This window comes from Crateriforma conspicua (assembly GCF_007752935.1).
GTDB classification, from domain to species: domain Bacteria; phylum Planctomycetota; class Planctomycetia; order Pirellulales; family Pirellulaceae; genus Crateriforma; species Crateriforma conspicua.
Genome location: NZ_CP036319.1, coordinates 741,892 through 760,793 on the forward strand (window position 1 = coordinate 741,892; position 18,902 = coordinate 760,793).

At 58.3% G+C, this 18,902-nt stretch carries 1 protein-coding gene (running past one end of the window); it reads right to left on the reverse strand.

Annotated features, from left to right (window positions below):
• Positions 1–18,649: the 5' portion of a CARDB domain-containing protein gene (locus Mal65_RS02720; RefSeq protein WP_165701022.1), read on the reverse strand. The gene continues 17,963 nt to the left of window position 1, outside the view; 18,649 of the gene's 36,612 nt are visible here — the first part of the coding sequence; it begins with the start codon at positions 18,647–18,649; the stop codon falls past the left edge of the window.
• Positions 18,650–18,902 lie beyond the last annotated feature (253 nt).

Sequence of the window (18,902 nt, forward strand, 5' to 3'; positions counted from 1 at the left end):
TTTCAATGTCGGTCGCGGATTCGAGGACGGCGCCGGTTTTGTCCGCCGAATTGATCTCGATGTCAAACGTTTCGGTCGACGAGAGCCCACCTAAATCCCTGGCGCTGACGCGAACGGTGTAAAAGCCGTTTTCGAAATCACCGGGATCAAGATTGACCATCCGAACAATGCTCGTGGTGCCCGAACCGATGGTCGTTGTCTGGCCTCCACCACGAGGCACCACTTCGACGGAATACTCCGCCAGCGTGTCATCGAAGATGTCGAACATCAACTCGCGGGTGCCTGTCACGACGGGCGGTGCGAATTCAGTGATCTCGATTCGCGGTGCGGTGCGATCATTCGGGTCACGGATGAACAGCGGCTGAGTGATCGTGGTGACGCGACCTTCTTCATCGCTGACGGTTGCGGTGACTTCGTAGCGACCGGGCATGTCGGTCACGAACGTCGCTCGACCCAGTCCATCAAGTGCGAACGACTGTCCATCGATGCTGATCGTTGCAGCGGAGACGACGACATCGCTGTCGGCGATGGGCTCAATCAAAACAGATTGACCTGGGATCGCTGGGAAGGAAGGTGTGACGACAAGCCTTAGATCTGGTGCGGCGGGTTCAAATGAAGCGACAAGCGTGATGGGTCGTATGGTCTGAATCGCTCCGTCATCGGCCGTCAGGCGTACCGTGAAGGTTCCCGACTGGAACGCTTGCGGAGTCCACCGCAGGACGTTGCCCGAATCAAGAATCGCACCTGCGGGAAGATCGGACGCGACCAAGGTTACCGCGTCACCATCGGGGTCTTCGGCCAGGATGTCGATCGCAAGCGGTTGGCCAATTTCGGCGTTTCGAAGTGTTGGTGCCGTAATCGACGGGGCACGATTGGTTGGCAGGACGCGGACTTCCACATCGACCGTATCAGTCGCTCCACTGGGATCCGTGACCGTAAACGGCAGGCTGTAATCGCCTGCGGAGTCAAAGTCGACGTCCCAGATGACCGTTCGCTGAACCGAATCAAACTCGAATCCCGCCGGCGGATCACCGTCAAAGCGGTACACAAGTGTTTCGCCGTCTGGGTCACCAGCGGTCACGGCGAAGACAAGCTGTTCACCTTCGCGTCCGAACAATTGTGGCAGCGTGCTGAACACCGGAGGCTGGTTGGCGTTGGCGACGATGATCTCGACGTCTTCGCTTCGCGATCCCGCACCATCGGTCGCGGTGATCCGTACGCGATAAGTGCCGGCTTGGTTCGAGTCCGGAGTCCAGGTCAGGCGTCCGGTCGCACGATCAAACTGCATACCGGTGGGAAGCGGACCGATCGCGGATCCCTGGACGAGTCCGGCGCTAAAACTCACCGAGTCACCATCGGCGTCTGTGGCGGCCGCGGTGATGTCAAGCGTTTCGCCTTCGCGGATCGGTTGGCTGCCGATGGGTTGCAGGTCTGGGCGAGTGTTCGTGTCGCGGACCGACAGCGTGATCGTGCGAGAATCCGTCAATTCTCGTGAAGCGTCTCCGTTGCCACTGTCTGTTACGGTGAAGGTGACGGTGACGTCACCGATCGTGGTGGGCGTCCATTGGAAGTTTGCTTCGCCATAGATTGACGATGGCGTGAAGACGGAACCGGCCGGCAGACCGTTGGCGGTAAAGGTCAGCGGATTTTGATCGGCATCGGTGACGAATAGGTCCAGCGAGATCGGTTGGCCTACTACGGCAACCGAGTCAAACAGCGGTGAGAGGATTGGCGGTTCGTTTTCACTGTTCACGCTCAGGATGAACTGTGATTCCCCTTGAAGTGGAAACTCGCCCGTTGTCTCGCGTGCTGTGACGGTCACCAGGTAATCGTCGCGGTCGCCCGGTTGTGGTGTGATGACAAGCTGACCGGTGCCGTTGCCGTTGTCGGTCAAAATGGCAAAGTCTGGAAGCACGGTTGCCTGACCAAGCCGAACGTCCAACTCGATGGGCAATCCTTCCGGGTCGGTCGCGATGATCGGAATCGTCAGAGTGCCGCCAACGTCAACGGTCTGGTTCGAAACGGTGGTGACTTCGGGAGCACCATTGGCATTCAGCACGTTGAGCGAAAGCGTCACCGAATCGCTTGTTGGTGTTCCCGTGCCATCACCGTCGTCGCTGGCGTTGAACGTCAGTTGATAATTGCCACTGGAATCAAAGTCGGGCGTCCACGTGAATAGCTGACGGTCCAGGTCATACGTGGCACCGTCAGGAAGTACGTCATGGGTGTAGGTCAGCTCGGGCAAGAAAGCTTCGAAGTCGACGAAGAAGTCTTCACTGACAGACGTGGGGTTCACGGGAGCGACGGGGAACTCGGGATCAAACGCCGCGATGCGTAGTGTGATCGTTTGACCTTCGAAGATCTCGAATTCACCCAACTCGGGGAACTGAACGGGACCATTGATGTTGTTGACGGTCAATGTTGTGGAGACTTGTGAGACGGCGGTTCCGTCGTCTGCCAAAAAGGTCAACTCAAACACGCCGTGCTGATCGAATCCTGGTGTCCATTCAAAGATGCCCGTGTTGGGGTCGAGGAACGCGCCAGGCGGAAGTACAGCCGACCGATAGGTGAGCGTGTCTCCATCCTCATCTTCACCGAATACGGTGAACGCGATTGAATCACCTTCGTTGATCGTGCGGTCGGCGATTGGTGCAATCGTTGGGGCAACGTTGTTGTTGGCGACCACGATGTCGAACGTCACACTCGTTTCGACAAAGCCATCGCTGACGATCAGCTTGACGTCCTTGTATTCACCGGCCTGATCTCCACCAGGACGCCAACGCAGCGCTTGTCCGATGTGATCAAAGACAGCACCCGGTGGCAAAGCGTCCGCGAAGTAGAACAGATCGTCTCCGTCGGGATCGAAGGCCGACACCGGGACCTCGATTAAGTCACCCTCGACTGCAAATACATCACTAATCGGGGCAAGCGTGGGGGCACGGTTGGCTCCACTGACATCGACTGTCCAGGTCTGACGCTCGAACGCGCCCCGGGCATCGTAGGCACGGACTTCGAACGACTCACGAGGCTCGGATCCACGACCGGGTGTCCAGCTGACTGCACCGGTATTCGGATCGATGAATGCACCCTCGGGCGCATCGGCGAGTACATAGGTGATGCGGTTTCCATCGGGATCGTCTGCGACGGCGGTGTAACTGTATTCGCCTTCTGCGGTCGCCGCGACGACGGGGGTGCTGGTGAATGACGGGAGTTGGTTTGGCGGTAGCGTCGCCAAAACACGTGGGTTGAAATTCAAATCCAGCAAGTTTGGATTGGCGATGGTGATCGTTTGCGGGGCCGATGCGGTACCTGCGGCCAAGGTTGTACCATCGGCGAAAACTTGGAATCCGTCTTCGCTGGCCGGCGCACCGTTGTTGCCGAAGAAGACAACGCTTTCGTCACCGAGTTGATCGAAGGTGACGTTGATGGGGCCGGCAAGATCAAAGTCCGATGTGTTGGCAATGATGACATCGAACAGCAATGTCCCGTCGGCTCGATTGACTCGAGTGTTGGAGTAAGACACACCCGTCGAAACCGAGACATCTTCGAACACGCGGAACGTTGTCGTGAAGCCTTCGCCACCAATCGGAATGCCTTGTTCGGATTCGACCGTTGGCGATACGAACAACTCGTATTCCGCCGGCGCCAACGATTCGAACAACAGTTCGCTGGTGCGTGACGTGGCATCGTAGCGCACGGCACCCAAGGTCACGTCTTGCCCGGTGTCGCGGTTGGTGATCCGATAGTTGGCCGGTCGTGTCGCGCTGCCGTTGGCTTGTGTGCTTTGCGCGTTCAGGCCGACATCGAACAGTAACTGCGCACGATTCTGGCCATCGGCGATGATGGTTTCGATGACGCGCGGTGCGGCGACGGTAAAGAAGACGTCAATCTGTTCGCCTTGGGTGGCGACAAAGCGGCCATCGGGCAGTACTTCGAGACCTTCGACTCTGCCTGATCCACTGGATGCGAGCACCGTTTGGCGAAGCGAGAGTGGATCGACGACGGTAATTCGGCCGCTGCCTTCGTGGCCCACCAGCAAGGCACCGGCCAGGAGAGAATCAGGGGCGCCGATGGCCAGCGATTCGGCGCCGTCATCCAGCGTCGCGATGGTTTCGGTCCGTCCGCGAAAATCGAATCGAACGACCGATGCACCGCCCTGCGCCGTCGTTGTCGGCCATGTCGTGCCGTACAAAATACCGTCGGCGTCGACCGCGATGGCATCGACTCGCTGACGGGAGAATGCGGTGAAGGTCCGCTGTGCCGTGTCGAACCTTTGGACGCCGGACACGGTGGCGACATAGATTGCGTTTTCATTTGGAATCGCGGCGAGTCCGAGCGAGACCCCGTCGCCGAACGAACCGAGGATGGCTCCGCTGGTCGGGTCAAGTTGAAGCAGGCCTTGGCCGCCGGAGCTTGCCCACAGTTGGCCCGCCGAATCGAACACCATCTCGTAGATCGGTGAATCGAGCTGACCCAAAAGCATCGGATCCGATTCGGTTGTGATTCGATAAAGCTCGTTTCGCCCTGCTCCACCGGAAACAAACAGGCTGCCATCGGGGGCGACGGTCATCGCCAGTGCACCAATGCTTGCACCGGAGTTTCCCGGGATCACGGCCAATCGCTCCGCGGCGTACGGACGGATGACCCGAGCGAACTCACTAGGACTGGACGCACTGGTCCGGGCCGGGATTCCGAACGCGGCTTCGTCAAAGAACCGATCGGCGACCGTCCGATCGGCGGCCGGTTGTGCATCAGGAATCACCACCGGCTGAACGACCGCGACCGGTGGTGAACCGCCCAAATTGATTTCCGGGACCAGGCGCGGGACGCGGATTCCGTCGGCGACCGACTCGACGTTACCGGCCGCATCGATCGCACGCACCAGAAATACAGGTGTCTGTCCCGGGTTTGCTTGGTAAACGAACGAAGTTTCGCCCGTGCGGTACAAGACACTGCGATATCGGTTGCCTCCGTCAAAGGAGACCAAAAGCGAGTACGCGGCGACGCCACTTCCGCCTTCGTCGTCTTCGGCTGACCACGTGATCTCGTATCGGTTGTTGCCCAGCGGAGTGGTCGTCCACTGGCTGGTCGGTGCGGCTGCATCAAGCGTCGCCGATGTCACAACGCTATCGATGGATTCGCCGCCATCGATCAGGACGCGTGCGGTGATTTCGATCAGGTCACCCGTGGTCAACTGACCATCGGTACCGAATGCCGCGACGTTGTCCGCGTTGACGAAGAACTCTGCGGAGACTGTTTCGCCGGGCTGCAGCAGACCGACCGATGAATCCACCGGAGGCAAGCCATCGCGGGGGTCAACGGCACGAAGCAGGTAGGACGCGACGCGGGTATTGGCGTCCACACCGGCCGTGATCTGCAGGACGTAACCTTCTTCTTCAAACAGGGCAAACTCACCGACGAAGTTGGGACGTCCAGGTGGCAAACTGATCGTGCGGTCACCCAGTTGGATATTGCCCAACACAAACGACCGTTCATCAAGTGTGTCGTCCAGCGGGATCACCAGACGGACTTCGCGAGCCGGAATGTTGGCGGCATCGTCGTAAGTGACGCCGACGCTGTACGGCAGTGGCGTTGCAATGGGGACAAAGTTCTCTTCGCCGACGCCGGTAGGACCGGTGATGGAAACGGAATCGCCGAGGTTGGCGCCTAGATCGTCGATATCAAAGACGATGTCTTCGACCGTTTCAAACACTTCGAACAACGGTGGCGGTCCGGCACGCAGTTCAAAGGTGACGAACGACGTTGGGTTGGATGCACCCATGTCGTAGTCGGCAAAGTCAGGGATGTTCCCACCGGAGGTAACATCGGGAGTGTGACCGGCGTACTGCTTGAGTGTTTCGATCAGTTGGCTGAGTCGTGCTTCGGTTTGCACCAGCGTTTGCGTCGGATCATCGATGATCCCCGAGCCGGTTTCTCCGCCAAGCAGGCCACCGACAAGACTGAAGAACAGGTTGATGTTTTCGGCGCGCGCGTCGGCGGTCGGCGCGACGTCTTCGGGCCGAAGCAAGCCGCTTTCGACAAGCGATTCGAGAAACAACGTGCCGAATGCGTCCTGGTCTCCCGCGATGGAAATCAGGCTAGGCTCAGCGTCGGCATCAGCAAGAATCGCTTGGCGAAGTTGTTCGGCTTCGTCTCGTTGGAAATCCAGGTATTCCGCCGTGGTCATTGGTGTTGCCGCGGCGGCGACGTAGAAGTCAAAGGCCAGGTCGTCGAGATCAAACGGCGATAGGTTCTTCAGGAAGTCGGGATCTTCCTCCAGCTTGGCTCGCAGACCCGGATAAATCGTCACGGCACTGCCGATCTCGGTCACGCCGCCGGCGGGCAGATCAATTGCGACCCCGCGCGCGGTCAACACGCCATCCAAATTCAGCTCAGGTTCGATGTTGGCGAAATCAAAAGTGCTGACCGAATCGAACAGCGGTGCGACGGTTGCTTCGTCACCGCGAAGCCCCGCATCGAACGTCAATGCTGGCCCCGGTATCAGTTCCGGTTTTCGGTTTTTGATGTTGGGGAAAGCGAGTTCAAAGACGGTATAAGGCGTGTCGATGTTGGAAAGGCTTTGAACCGCCAACGCGTAGGCACCGGTTGCACCTAGATCAATCTGACTCGGTCCCGCGAGGCCAGCGTTTGACAATAGGGCATCAGCCGACTCGACTTGAAATCTGTACGGATCAATGGCGACGCGCCCATCGGGATGTAGGACTTGCACGTCATACAGTCCATGCGGTGCGTCACGCAGATCGAATACGGCGACGATTTGTGTTGCGTCGATACGCTCAACCGAGACCGGTGCGAACTCGGCGATCGTCGGACGAACCAGACGGACAGCGGCTTGCTCGGGGAACTCCGCCCCTTTGATGGTGACGGTTACGTATCGATCGTCGCCGCCCGCGTCCGGGGTGATGCCAGTGATCCCGAACGGCAGTCGTGTGGCGCTGAGCTGAACGGGGTATTCGGCACGTTGGTTGACGTCAAAGCCTTCGTCGCCGGGGTCTTCGGTTCTCAAGCCCGCTCGTGCGAGCACGAAGTACCGACCGCCCAGTGTTTCGGGGATGATCAGCGACTGATCGGGACGAAGGTATCCTTCGTAGGCGGCATCAAAGTCGAACGGAGTCGGCAGACGTTCGTAGGCGACGTAAAGCTCGTGGGATCCTTTGTCTTCTAAGGAATCGAGATCGATGCGGATCGTTTCGCCGGGATCTGCGTTGAACTCGTAAAGACGTGTCACACCTTGTGCCAGCGTGTCGTCCAGTGGGATATCTTCACGCAACAATGGCACGGTGACGCTGAGCGTGTCGGCAGAAAACCCCGTGTTGTTGCGGTTGTTTTCGCCTTCGATGACATCATCGAAGATGTCGGTGCGGACGATGATGCGGTAGTCGCTGGGCAGTGCAAGCGGAATTTCAAAATCGAGTGACGCGGTGTAGGTCTCACCCGGCGCGACCGTGCGTACGACGGGTGGATCGACCGTGCCGATACGCGGATCGCCCAAATCCCAGACGGAATCAGACGACAAGTAGACCGCGTCGCCGAACCGGGCGCGTGCCGGTTCATCACCACGGTTCTGTACCGTCCACGAAACTGTCGCGATGTCACCCACCGTTGCCGCGGTCGGCGCTGTGATGTCGATGACTTGCAGGTCACTCGGCGGCGGGACCTCGATGATCATAGGCACGTCGGAGACCTGAATGTTGTCTTCTTCGTTGGACTCGATGACCTCGCCGTTGGGCCGAATGCCCGGACGTGTCGGGATGTCCGTCGCCACGATGACGTAATAGTCGCCCACCAAACCACGCGGCAAACGGACCGTTCGATCGAAGGTCAGCGTTTCACCGGCCGCCATGGTCGCTTCACGTCGGATCTGAGTGACGTAGTGATCGCTGCTGACGTCCAGCAAGCGGTCACGCGAGAGGTAGACCCGATCAAAGAATGGGACTTGCGATTCGGGGATTACGCCGCCGTCGTTGCTGGTCGTGTAGCTGAACGTGAACTCATCACCAACGTTGACTCTTTCCTGGGATGTCACGCGGTCGATTGTCAATTCAGGCGTCGGCACGAACTGAACGTCAAGCGAGGCCATCGCTTGGTTGTCACCTTCATCCGCAAACTCAAGGACTTGATCGACGATGGCGATCGTTCGTGCGTAGCCTGATGCCTGGGGATACGGCAGTGTGTAGGACTGAGGGCCGGAGAAAACCGTGTCCGTTTGGGCGATGACAAAGAACGGGCCCCCGATGTTGTCGGCCAAGCGAACTTGCAATTCGACATCGTAGGATTCGCCAATGCCCAGTGTTCCCAAGTGTTTCTGTGACCCCAGCACAAAGTCGTAGGAATCCGTCGCCGTGTCAGTGGACAGAAACAGCCGATCCGTCCATGAGTCGACTCGGGTGGCTCGCGTGCCTTCGTTGGTGACCTTGAACGAGACATCAAAGACCGATCCCGAATCCGGATCGGTGGGGACGGCCGAAAGATCACTGATGACCAGGTTGGCTTCCGCATACGTGATGTCGATGACGTTGGACCGAGCCATGTTGTTGGCTCGCATGCCGTCTTCATAGACTCGCGTTTGAAAGTACCCGGGCCAATTGGGAAACGCACTGTTGCCCCAGCCGCCGGCGACACTCGGCACGCCGCGGCGGACATTGATGTTCACAAACACGTGCGCGTACCATTCGCCTTCGCTGCCCGGCGGTGTCGCGACGGTCATCTTGTCGTTGTAGGTGCCGCCGGCCTCGATGGGCTCGTTCAGTACCGCCGTCTTCTGTCCGATGTAGACCGCTCGACTGGCGTCAAAGACCTGATCCTTGCTCAGGAACACATGTTGTTGAAAGTTCGTCGTGTCGTCGGCGGTCGCAAAGTCACCGATGTTCTCCACCGTCCAGCGAACCAGAAACTGCTCTCCCGAATCGTTTGCCGGATCCGCAACAACGTCCGTGACCGCCAGGTCGGCCGGGACGTCGGTGATGACACTCTCGGCTGCCCCGACGTTGTTGTTGGTGAAGGGACCTTCGTAGACCGTCGTCAGCGTTCCCGCACTGCCGGCAAGGATGCTGGTCAGCTCACTTCGCGAAAACTGTTTCAGATCACTGACATTGATTTCGCCGATCGGTTTTCCGGTGGCTTCTTCAATACGCGACAAGACGCCTTTGACTTCGTCCAGAAACTTCTGTTCTTCCGTCAACGCGATCCTCGGATCAACGTTGGTGCGGACCAGGATGTGCGACCCTTCGGCAGTGGGCGGCAATGTGAATTCGGCCGTTGTTTCGTAGGACTGGCCGATCTGCAGCACGCCGTTATGCGGCACGGCAAAGACGAGCTGGTCGCTGGAATCCCACACGTTGTCGTCGCTGACATAGATCGCGTCCGCCCAGGCGTCGCGGTCGGTTGCCGCGGTACCGTTGTTGGTGACTTCCCAAGTGACGGTGTATTTGGAATCGCCCTGCCCCGTCGCGTCGGCTTCGACGTTGGTGACTTGAAGATCCGCCGGTGGGGTCAGCAGAACATTGATGGGTGTGCTGCCATAATTACTGCCGTCGAAGTCATTGGGGGCATCGGGATTGATGTTCGATTCGAAAGCGGATTCGTAAACGCTGCCGTATCCGTCGGCATACACGGTTAAGAAATACTGACCGGTCAAGCCGACCGGTATGTTGACCGTGGCTTCCGCTTCGTAACCTTCGCCGACGTCCAGAACGCCGTTATGCCGATAGGTGCCGACCAGCCGGTCGCCTCGCGCCGGTATCGGTCCATCCTTGCCCAACGTCAGCCAAATCTGGTCGGTCCAACTGCCTGGATCGGTCACACCGGCGCCGCGGTTCTCGACGCTGTAACGCATGGTGAACGATGAATCATCAAACGTGTCGCCGGGACCCGTGATGGATGTCACCACCAAGTCCGGTGGAGGCACCGGGTTGGCGTCAATCGCGATGGCGGACGCACCAAAGTTGTTGCCTTCGAAGGGAAACTCATCGACTTGGTTTGCGCGGTCCGTTTGAACCAGAACAAACCAGTTGCCCGGAGCGTTTCGGGGAATCAAGAACGATGCGGTGGTGCGGTATTCGCTGACGTTGCCGGATTCACTTCCGATGTGAGCCAGCGCCGAACCATTGTCCAGTTCACCCAGCAGGATGCCGCTGGTGATGTTGTTGGCCGACGACGAAAGCCAAACGCGGTCCTTCCACCTCGAACCGGCGGACGGCGTGTCCGCGGTGCCAACGTTTGAGACCGTAAATGCGACATCCAGAATGGTTCCCGCCGTGATCACCTCCGGCGCGGTGACATCGGTCACTCGCAAGTCTGGGCGGGCGCGAAGATTGATCTGCAGAGTGTCGGAAAACGTGATGTTGTCCAGTTCACCGTCGCCCGATTCGATAACTTCGCCGGCGTCATCGGTCTGAACGAAGAAACGAAACAGCCCACTGGTGCGGGGAAGCGTGACGATTTCCGTTCTGGTAATCGTCTGCCCCGCCGCAAGTGTTTGATCGTTGGTGAAGCGACCGTAATTGATCACCTCGTTGCCGTCGGTCGACTGCAAATACAACCGATCCCGCCAGCCGGATTCGGTTTCTTCGGGGCCGTTGTTGCGGACCGTCCACGTGACTTCGACTCGCGTGCCGTCGTCCACTTCCGTCAAGCCGCCCAGGCTGACTTCTGCGACTCGCAGGTTCACGTCGGCCGGTGGGATGAACTCCACATCGATCGGCTGGCTGATCCCTTGGTTGCCGCCCAGTGCATCGTTGGTGTTGTAAAGAAACTCATCGGGGCCGCCCGTCCGAACGACGATGTAGTGCCGTCCGTCCAGGGAGCGAGGCAGAACGAACGTGTCCGTCCGCGTGTAAGCACCGTCGACCGAAAGTGCACCACCGTGAACGCTGCTGCCAAGCAATCGCAGTCCGCTGACACCGGTCGGGTCATCGGTCACATAGACGTAATCGGTCCACGAGGTTCGGTCAGTCGTCGCGATACCGCGGTTGGCGACCGTCCAACTGATTTCCAGCGGTTGACCGGACTGTGGCGTGCCGTTGCTGGCGACATCCTCCACACGCAGGTCGCTATAGGGCTTCGTGGTGACATCGACCGGATGAACCGGAGATCCGACGTTCGATGCTCCGCCGGTCGTCTCATAGACGACGTCGTTCAGGTCGGTCTGGACAAACAGGGTAAAGCGACCGCGCAGCGCGTTGGGCAGTTGGAAGATTTCCGTACGCTCGTAGGTGGCGTCAACGGGGACAAATCCGTTGTGTTGGAAATCACCCAGGATGATGTCGTCCGCATCGCCAAGGATGTCGTCTCGTGAAAGCACAACGCGATCGGTCCAGTTGTCCACCCGGCCCGGTCCCTCTCCGACATTTTGTACGGTCCACGATACCGTCAGATCCACCGGGTCGCCAATGATGATCTCCGGTGCAGAGACTTGTGTGACCGTCAGATCGGCGTAGGGAAAGAGTGCGATGTCGACCGAATCACTGACGTAATCGGAAGGTGATTCGCCGTCTCCTTCATTGACCTGATTGCCGGCGTCCGGTTGGACGATGATGAAGTATCCGCCGGAGATTTCATCTGGAAGGGTGACGTCAAGCGTCTGGGTGGTGGATGCATTAACATCCAGGCTTGAGTTGGCGGTCACTTCCCCCAGCAAAACGTCGTCGCCGGACAGCACGTTGTCGGTGGACAAGTAGACGCGGTCCGTCCAGGCGGACCCGGCAGTCGCATCGCCATCATTCCGTGTCGTCCACGAGATGCTGTAGGACTCGCCGGATGTCGGCGTGGTATTTGGGTCCGGCGTGATCGCTGTCACGACCAGGTCGGGCAGCGGTGTTGGTGTCAGACTGATCGTGGTCGACGAGATGGAAAAGTTGTTGTCTTCCGCGGTCGGTTCGTCGACACGATTCGTCGCGTCGGTTTGGATGACAACGTAGTAGTCGCCGGGGGTGACGGAAGCAGGGACCACCAGCGATGACGGCATCGTGTACGACGCATTCGAGTCCAGGGCCCCCGTGTGGGTCACGTTGCCAATAAAGATGTCACCGCCGATGGCGGAATCGGAAGAAAGAAAGACGCGGTCAGTCCAAGAATCGACCACCGTTCTTGCCGTTCCATCATTGCGGACGCGATAGTTCAGGCCAAAGGAATCGCCGATAAAGCCGCTGGGGTCGACGGTGATCGCATCAACGATCAAATCAGCTGGTGGGGGTGCCGCCGCCACGTTGATCGGCTTGACCGCAGAATTGTTCGCGTTGGTCGCCTCGAACAGTTGATCGCGGAAATCCGTGCGAACGATCAGGAAGTGATCGCCTTCCAGACCAAACGGCACCGTCACTTGTGCCGTCGCGGTGTACGTGCTTCCTGTGGCCAAAGTCTCGTTGCGAATGACGTCGGCAAGAAAACGATCGTCACCATTGCCAAAGATTTCGTCGGATGAAAGGACCAGTCGGTCGGTCCACGGATGCACCGCATCCGCACTGTCGGTGTTCTCCACCGTCCAGGACACTGTGATCAATTCGCCGTTGTCTGCTGTCTCCGGTGCGACGATTGGATCGTCGACGAATTCCAAGTCGGGGACTTGGAAGCTAACCGTTGCGACGAAACGGTCTTCTTCGATTTCGCCGAAGATTCCGTCGCCGTCGGTATCCATCGCGTTGCCGGTCGGGTCGCTGATGTTTGGACCGATCGTGAACGTGTAGTCGCCCACGGTGGATTGAGTCGGGAACGATACGCGAACCCTTTTCGTGTCCATGCCGACGACTTGGCTGACGTTGACGACGCCGCCTGGTGTGATCAAAGAAACATCGTCCGGTGTGAACGTGGTCAGGTCAATTTCTTCGTTGAACGTGACATCGATGAAAAAGTATGGCTTCGAGACGAAGTCGGGGGTATAGCCGACGATGATCGGTCCGCCGGAGTCAACCGTGAAAGTGCTGGTGAAGATGTCGTCTGGGTCTTCACCGACTTGGCCGTCAAAATCCAGGTCCATCGCGGTGCCAGCGGTATCCAAAAGATTCGGACCGATCTCGATCGTGTAGTCGCCCGCAGTCGTGATTGCTGGGAACACGAGTTCGTATCGAAGTGGGGCGATTCGGTTGAAGGATGACAACGTCACCGCACCGTCCGGACCAACGAGTCGGATGTTTTGGTCGTCCAGCGTTGCTTCGTCGATCGCTTCGCTAAAGGCGACTTCGAGCGTCGTCAAAGGTGCGGAAACGATGCCGGTTGGCATGAAATCGGTTATGAATGGACCGGCGTTGGCAACGAATAGTTCTGACTCGTACCGGTCATCAATCTCACCAGCGATCGCGTCGCCATCGCTGTCCATGGCGGTGCCGCCCAGGTCAAGGATTCCTGGACCGATGATGATGTCATAGCGGCCATCGGCGGTGGCTCGCTCGGTGTTGACTCGGTAAACCGTTTCGCTGATCCGCTCGATCGACGTCGCGCCCACCACTCCGGCAGGGCCCTCGATACGAACATCGTTCGTCGAAAAGCTGCCTTGGTCGACGGGCACGTTGAACGTGATTTCGAAGGACTCCAGGCCGCCGAGGACATTGCCTGTAGGATTCTGTCCGACAACCCGCAGGGGCTTTCGTTCGACGGTGAAGGTGCCCAGGTATAGATCGCCTTGCTCACCACCGACGCCATTGGCGTCTTGATCGTGAACGTTGCCAGACAAGTCTCGCGCGACCGGCTGGACTTCGATTTCATACAGTCCATCGAAGGGTTGCGGTGGAACGATGATCCGGAAGGATGTGTTGGTATCGTCAACCGGTTCGATGCCAAGCGTTGGAACGTCATCTTTAAATTCGGTATCACCGACCAGTTGAAAGTCGCTGTCGAACGCTGTTTTGGTTCCCTGAGCGGCTGACAGTTCAAATCCATTGCCACCGGTTAGCTCGAAGAAAACAAACCGGATCGGATAATCACCGGCGGCCGAAAAATCGAAGGTTGCAAGATCGGTTGCAAAGCCTCGCCCGGTTGTGAACTCTGCGCTGAAGTCAGCGATTTCCAGTCGGTATCCATCGTCAGAGCCGATCGCAAAAGTCCAAGGTCCTGGACTGGGGATGCTGATCGTTCCTGTGGCTTCAAAGGCGAGATAGTCGCCCGGGCCGGAAGCCTCAAGCGGGTTTGTGAAATCATCACCAAAGTTGGCTCCCGACGGTCCATAATTGATCCAAGGTCGTGTCTCAACAACTTCTTCGCTACGCAGGTTCTCGTCGGCAAGCACCGCGAGCGCCCCGGTAAGGTCGTTGAAGGGATCGATGGCACGAGCGGCTCGCACCGCAAAACCACCATCGACACGCACTGGAGTGAAAACGTCACGAGCTGCACGTGTCGATGGACTGATGAGCGTGACGTCATCTGTGGTCAGCGAACTGGGATCGATCGGTTCGTTGAATTCGATCACAACGTTTTGCAGCACCGACGAGATCGTCGTGGCAGGTGTTTGTGAAACGATCTGCGGACCGGCCTTATCAACCGTGAAGACGCCGACGAATACATCTTCGACGGATTCACCAAAAGTCCCGTCTTGATCCTGATCCATCGGAGTTCCCGCCGGACCAAGAATGTTTGGCCCGACCGAGAGCGTGTACGCACCGGCGTTGGGGATCGATTCGCTAAGTGTCAGCTCGACGACTCGGTCACCCAGTAACATGACGGACGCGATCGACGTGGATGACGGGCCACTGAGTGCAAAGTCATCCAGCGAAATCGAATCAGCCAAGACCGGTTGATCAAACCGGACGATCAAACGATCCGCAGTGTCACCGATGATGCGCTGAAAGCTTTCGACCGCACTTCCTAAAGATCTCGGAGGAATCGAGAGAAAACCGTCGTAGTTGACGTAGTCGCTGACCCTTGACCCGAACGAGTTTTCGTTCACACGTCCGTCAGCCGCGGAAATGTCGTGGGGACCACCCGGGTGCCCCCAATAATTCTGTGCGAAATTGGCTGCGGCAAAATCCGTCCCACCATGTACGACCGCCGCTTCGCTCTGCCCGACGAAGCTACTGTTCTGGACCGATGCGGTTGATCCACTTGCGACCGAAAAGCCCCTTGCCCCACCAAAAATGTCCATGTCGGTTGCCGACACGACTGAGCTTCCGAAGACGTTGACGCCGTATTGACCAATGCCAAGCAAGCGGATGTCATCGAGGGTCGCATGCCCGCCTCCAACATCGATGGAATCTCCAGTGCTGGATGAAACAATAACGTTGCCAAGTTGCACCGTGTCATCGGGTACGTTTGACGGGTTGCGGATGTCGACCGCGGCATACCTCGTGTCTCCACCGCCGTACCGGACTTCGGCGTGCTCCAATACGGAGCCACTATTCCACAGCGATAGCTCGTACCAGTCGCCCGGCGATGGAGTGGAATCGGTTCCGTCGGCATTGGAATCACCACCGACGGTGTCGTCGCGGGTGCTTGTGAAAACGATCGGTTGGTCAGCCGTACCTTCGGCCAGCAGCCGACCACCGCTGGTCCGTATTCTTCCTAACTGACCAAACTTGACCACGCTGCCCGGGACAATCGTCAGCGTGGCATCATCGGCAATCGTCGTCGTACCAAAGGAATGAACTGGCAAGCCAGAAAAGTCCCAGGTGCGGTCGGATCGGATCGTTCCGGTGCCAAGCGAAACATGGTCACCACCAAGGTTGCCGCGTGCGGTGACATCGTCGTAGGTGACGTCGGCTGCAAACGCTTGGGCGATTGCCACGCCTCCGGAATCTTGGACCACCACTCCGGATAGATCGACTTCGCCACTGCTCAGTTGCAAACCGGTTCCGACCGAGTCGATGATTTTGAGATCAGACAACTCGATGGGTTCGGTGAGATCCCCGCCGCCGCTGCTGTTTGTGCTGACGGCTCCATAACGGTTGTCACCGCCGCCGTAGCGGACCTCGGCGTGTTCCAGAACCGATCCGGCATTCCAAAGTGAAAGCTCGTACCAGCTTCCCGGCGCTGGACTCGATTGGTCTCCATCGGCGTTGGAATCACCACCGACGCTGTCGTCGGTGGTGCTGGTGAAGACGATCGGCTGATCTTCGGTGCCTTGAGCCAACAGGCGACCGCCAGCGGTTCGAATCCGACCAAACTGACCAAACTTGACAACGCTACCCGGAGCGACGGTGAGGGTTGCATTGTCCTCGATCGTTGTCGTGCCAAAGCTATGTACGGGCAGGCCGCCGAAATCCCAGGTGCGATCTGACCGAATGGTTCCGGTACCCAGAAAAACACGGTCACCGCCCAAGTTGCCACGTGCCGTGACACCGTTGTAGGTGGCGTCAACTGCGAAGGCTTGGGTAATTGCCACGCCTCCGGAATCTAAAATGACGACCTCGGACAGGCTTGATTCACCGCTACCAAGTTCCAAAGCGGTGCGCTCGGAATCGGAAATACGCAAGTTCGACAGGGCCACCGCATCGGTAAAACGACTGGCGTTTGAATCAAAAACGCTGACCGCGCCGTACCGGTTGTCTCCTCCGCCGTATCGGACTTCGGCGTGCTCCAGAACGGAGCCACTGTTCCAAAGTGATAGCTCGTACCAATCACCCGGCGATGGAGTGGAATCGGTTCCGTCGGCATTGGAGTCACCACCGACGGTGTCGTCGTGGGTGCTTGTGAAAACGATCGGTTGGTCAGCCGTACCTTCGGCCAGCAGCCGACCACCGCTGGTCCGTATTCTTCCTAACTGACCAAACTTGACCACGCTGCCCGGGGCAATCGTCAGCGTGGCATCATCGGCAATCGTCGTCGTACCAAAGGAATGAACTGGCAAGCCAGAAAAGTCCCAGGTGCGGTCGGATCGGATCGTTCCGGTGCCAAGCGAAACATGGTCACCACCAAGGTTGCCGCGTGCGATGACATCGTCGTAGGTGACGTCGGCTGCAAACGCTTGGGCGATTGCCACGCCTCCGGAATCTTGGACCACCACGCCGGATAGATCGACTTCGCCATTGCTCAGTTGCAAACCGGTTCCGACCGAATCGATGATTTTGAGATCAGACAACTCGATGGGTTCGGTGAGATCCCCGCCGCCGCTGCTGTTTGTGCTGACGGCTCCGTAACGCGTGTCGCCACCGCCGTAGCGGACCTCGGCGTGTTCCAAAACCGATCCGGCATTCCAAAGTGAAAGCTCGTACCAGCTTCCCGGCGCTGGACTCGAAAGGTCACCATCGGCGTTGGAATCACCACCGACGCTGTCGTCGGAAGTGCTGGTGAAGACGATCGGCTGATCTTCGGTGCCTTGAGCCAACAGGCGACCACCAGCGGTTTGGATCCGACCAAACTGACCAAACTTGACAACGCTGCCCGGAGCGACGGTGAGGGTTGCATTGTCCTCGATCGTTGTCGTGCCAAAGCTATGTACGGGCAGGCCGCCGAAATCCCAGGTGCGGTCGGAACGAATCGTCCCGGAGCCGAGCGAAACATGGTCGCCGCCCAAGTTGTCTGTTGCATCAACGTCGTCGTAGGACGCGTTGGTGACAAAAGCCTGCCCAATCGCGACACCACCCGAATCTGCAACGTTCACTCGCGATAACGTCACATCGCCGCTGGTCAGTTCAAGACCGGTGGTATTTGCATGAACGATTTGGACGTCGGATAGCTCGACGGGATCGGTGAAGGTTCCGCCATTGGCGCCCCGAACGCTGAGTGCTCCGTACCGGGTGTCGCGTCCACCAAATCGAACCTCCGCATTCTCAATGATCGAACTGCCATTCCACAGATAAAGACTGTTCCAATCGCCTCTCGTCGGTGTAGTCGCATCACCATCGGCGTTGGAGTCTCCACCGATCGAATCGTCCTGCGTGCTGGTGAACACGATCGGTTGTTCCGCAGTACCCTGAGCCACTAGGCGGCCGGTGTTGGCGTACAGACTTCCACTCGTACCAAACTTGATCACGCTACCGGGGGCGACTGTCAGTGTCGCGCCGTTGTTGATGGTGGTCTGACCAGTGGTATGCAGTGTCAAACCACCGAAATCCCAGGTGCGATCCGATGTCAGGGTGCCGCTCGGAACGGAAACATGATCCCCGCCGGCGTTACCGCTGGCAGTGATGTTGGCGTACGTCGGCTCCGATGCAAACGTTTGTCCTATCGCTACGTTGGCACTGCCAACAACCGACACTCCGCTAAAACCTGGGTTCCCCGACTGTACATAGATCCCACGAGAGGCACTCGCTTCGATTTGCATTGATGAGAAGGAGGCGGTCGAATCGCTATCAGTCGGAATTGCAAAGTCCGCCACGACCGCCGCTGTCGCCTGGCCCCCGGCGAAACGAACTCCGGTGTGAGCTGAATTCCAATTGGGTGAGCCCACATACAAGGCTTCCCAATCACCCGGTGCCGGTACACCGTCGCCCTCGGGCGTTAAGTCTTCACCGACCGTGTCGTCGTTGACACTCGTAAAAACAATTGGTCTGTTCGCCGTGCCGATCGCATTGACCGTGCCCGTTCCCGACAGCCAGCGCCCCGATTCGAACTTGATCACCGTGCCAGGATCGATGTCCAGGGTTACCCCATCCGGGATTTGGACATCGCCGGTCACCCGGATCGTTCCCGCCCAACTGGTGTCTTCACTGATCGTCCCGGCAACGTCCTGAGCCAACAATCGTCGATCCTCCAGGCGTTGCATCAGGCTGGTTCGGCGGCGTTTCTGAAGAGCTTCTTTGCGACGCTGTTTTTGATTCTGCTGCGCGCGAGAAAGCCGAGACCAATTCCGGCGGCCAAGCATGGGCGGTATTTCCAAGATGTGGCTACGTTGTTGTTTTGCCCCGCTATCGCCGAAATCGATCCGAATGACCCACTCGGCTGTCTGCTGTATGGTGCAAGCGGGGGGCTGTTAGGGCAACAAAATGTCGCACTCAAAAGGTCAAGAAATCCGATTC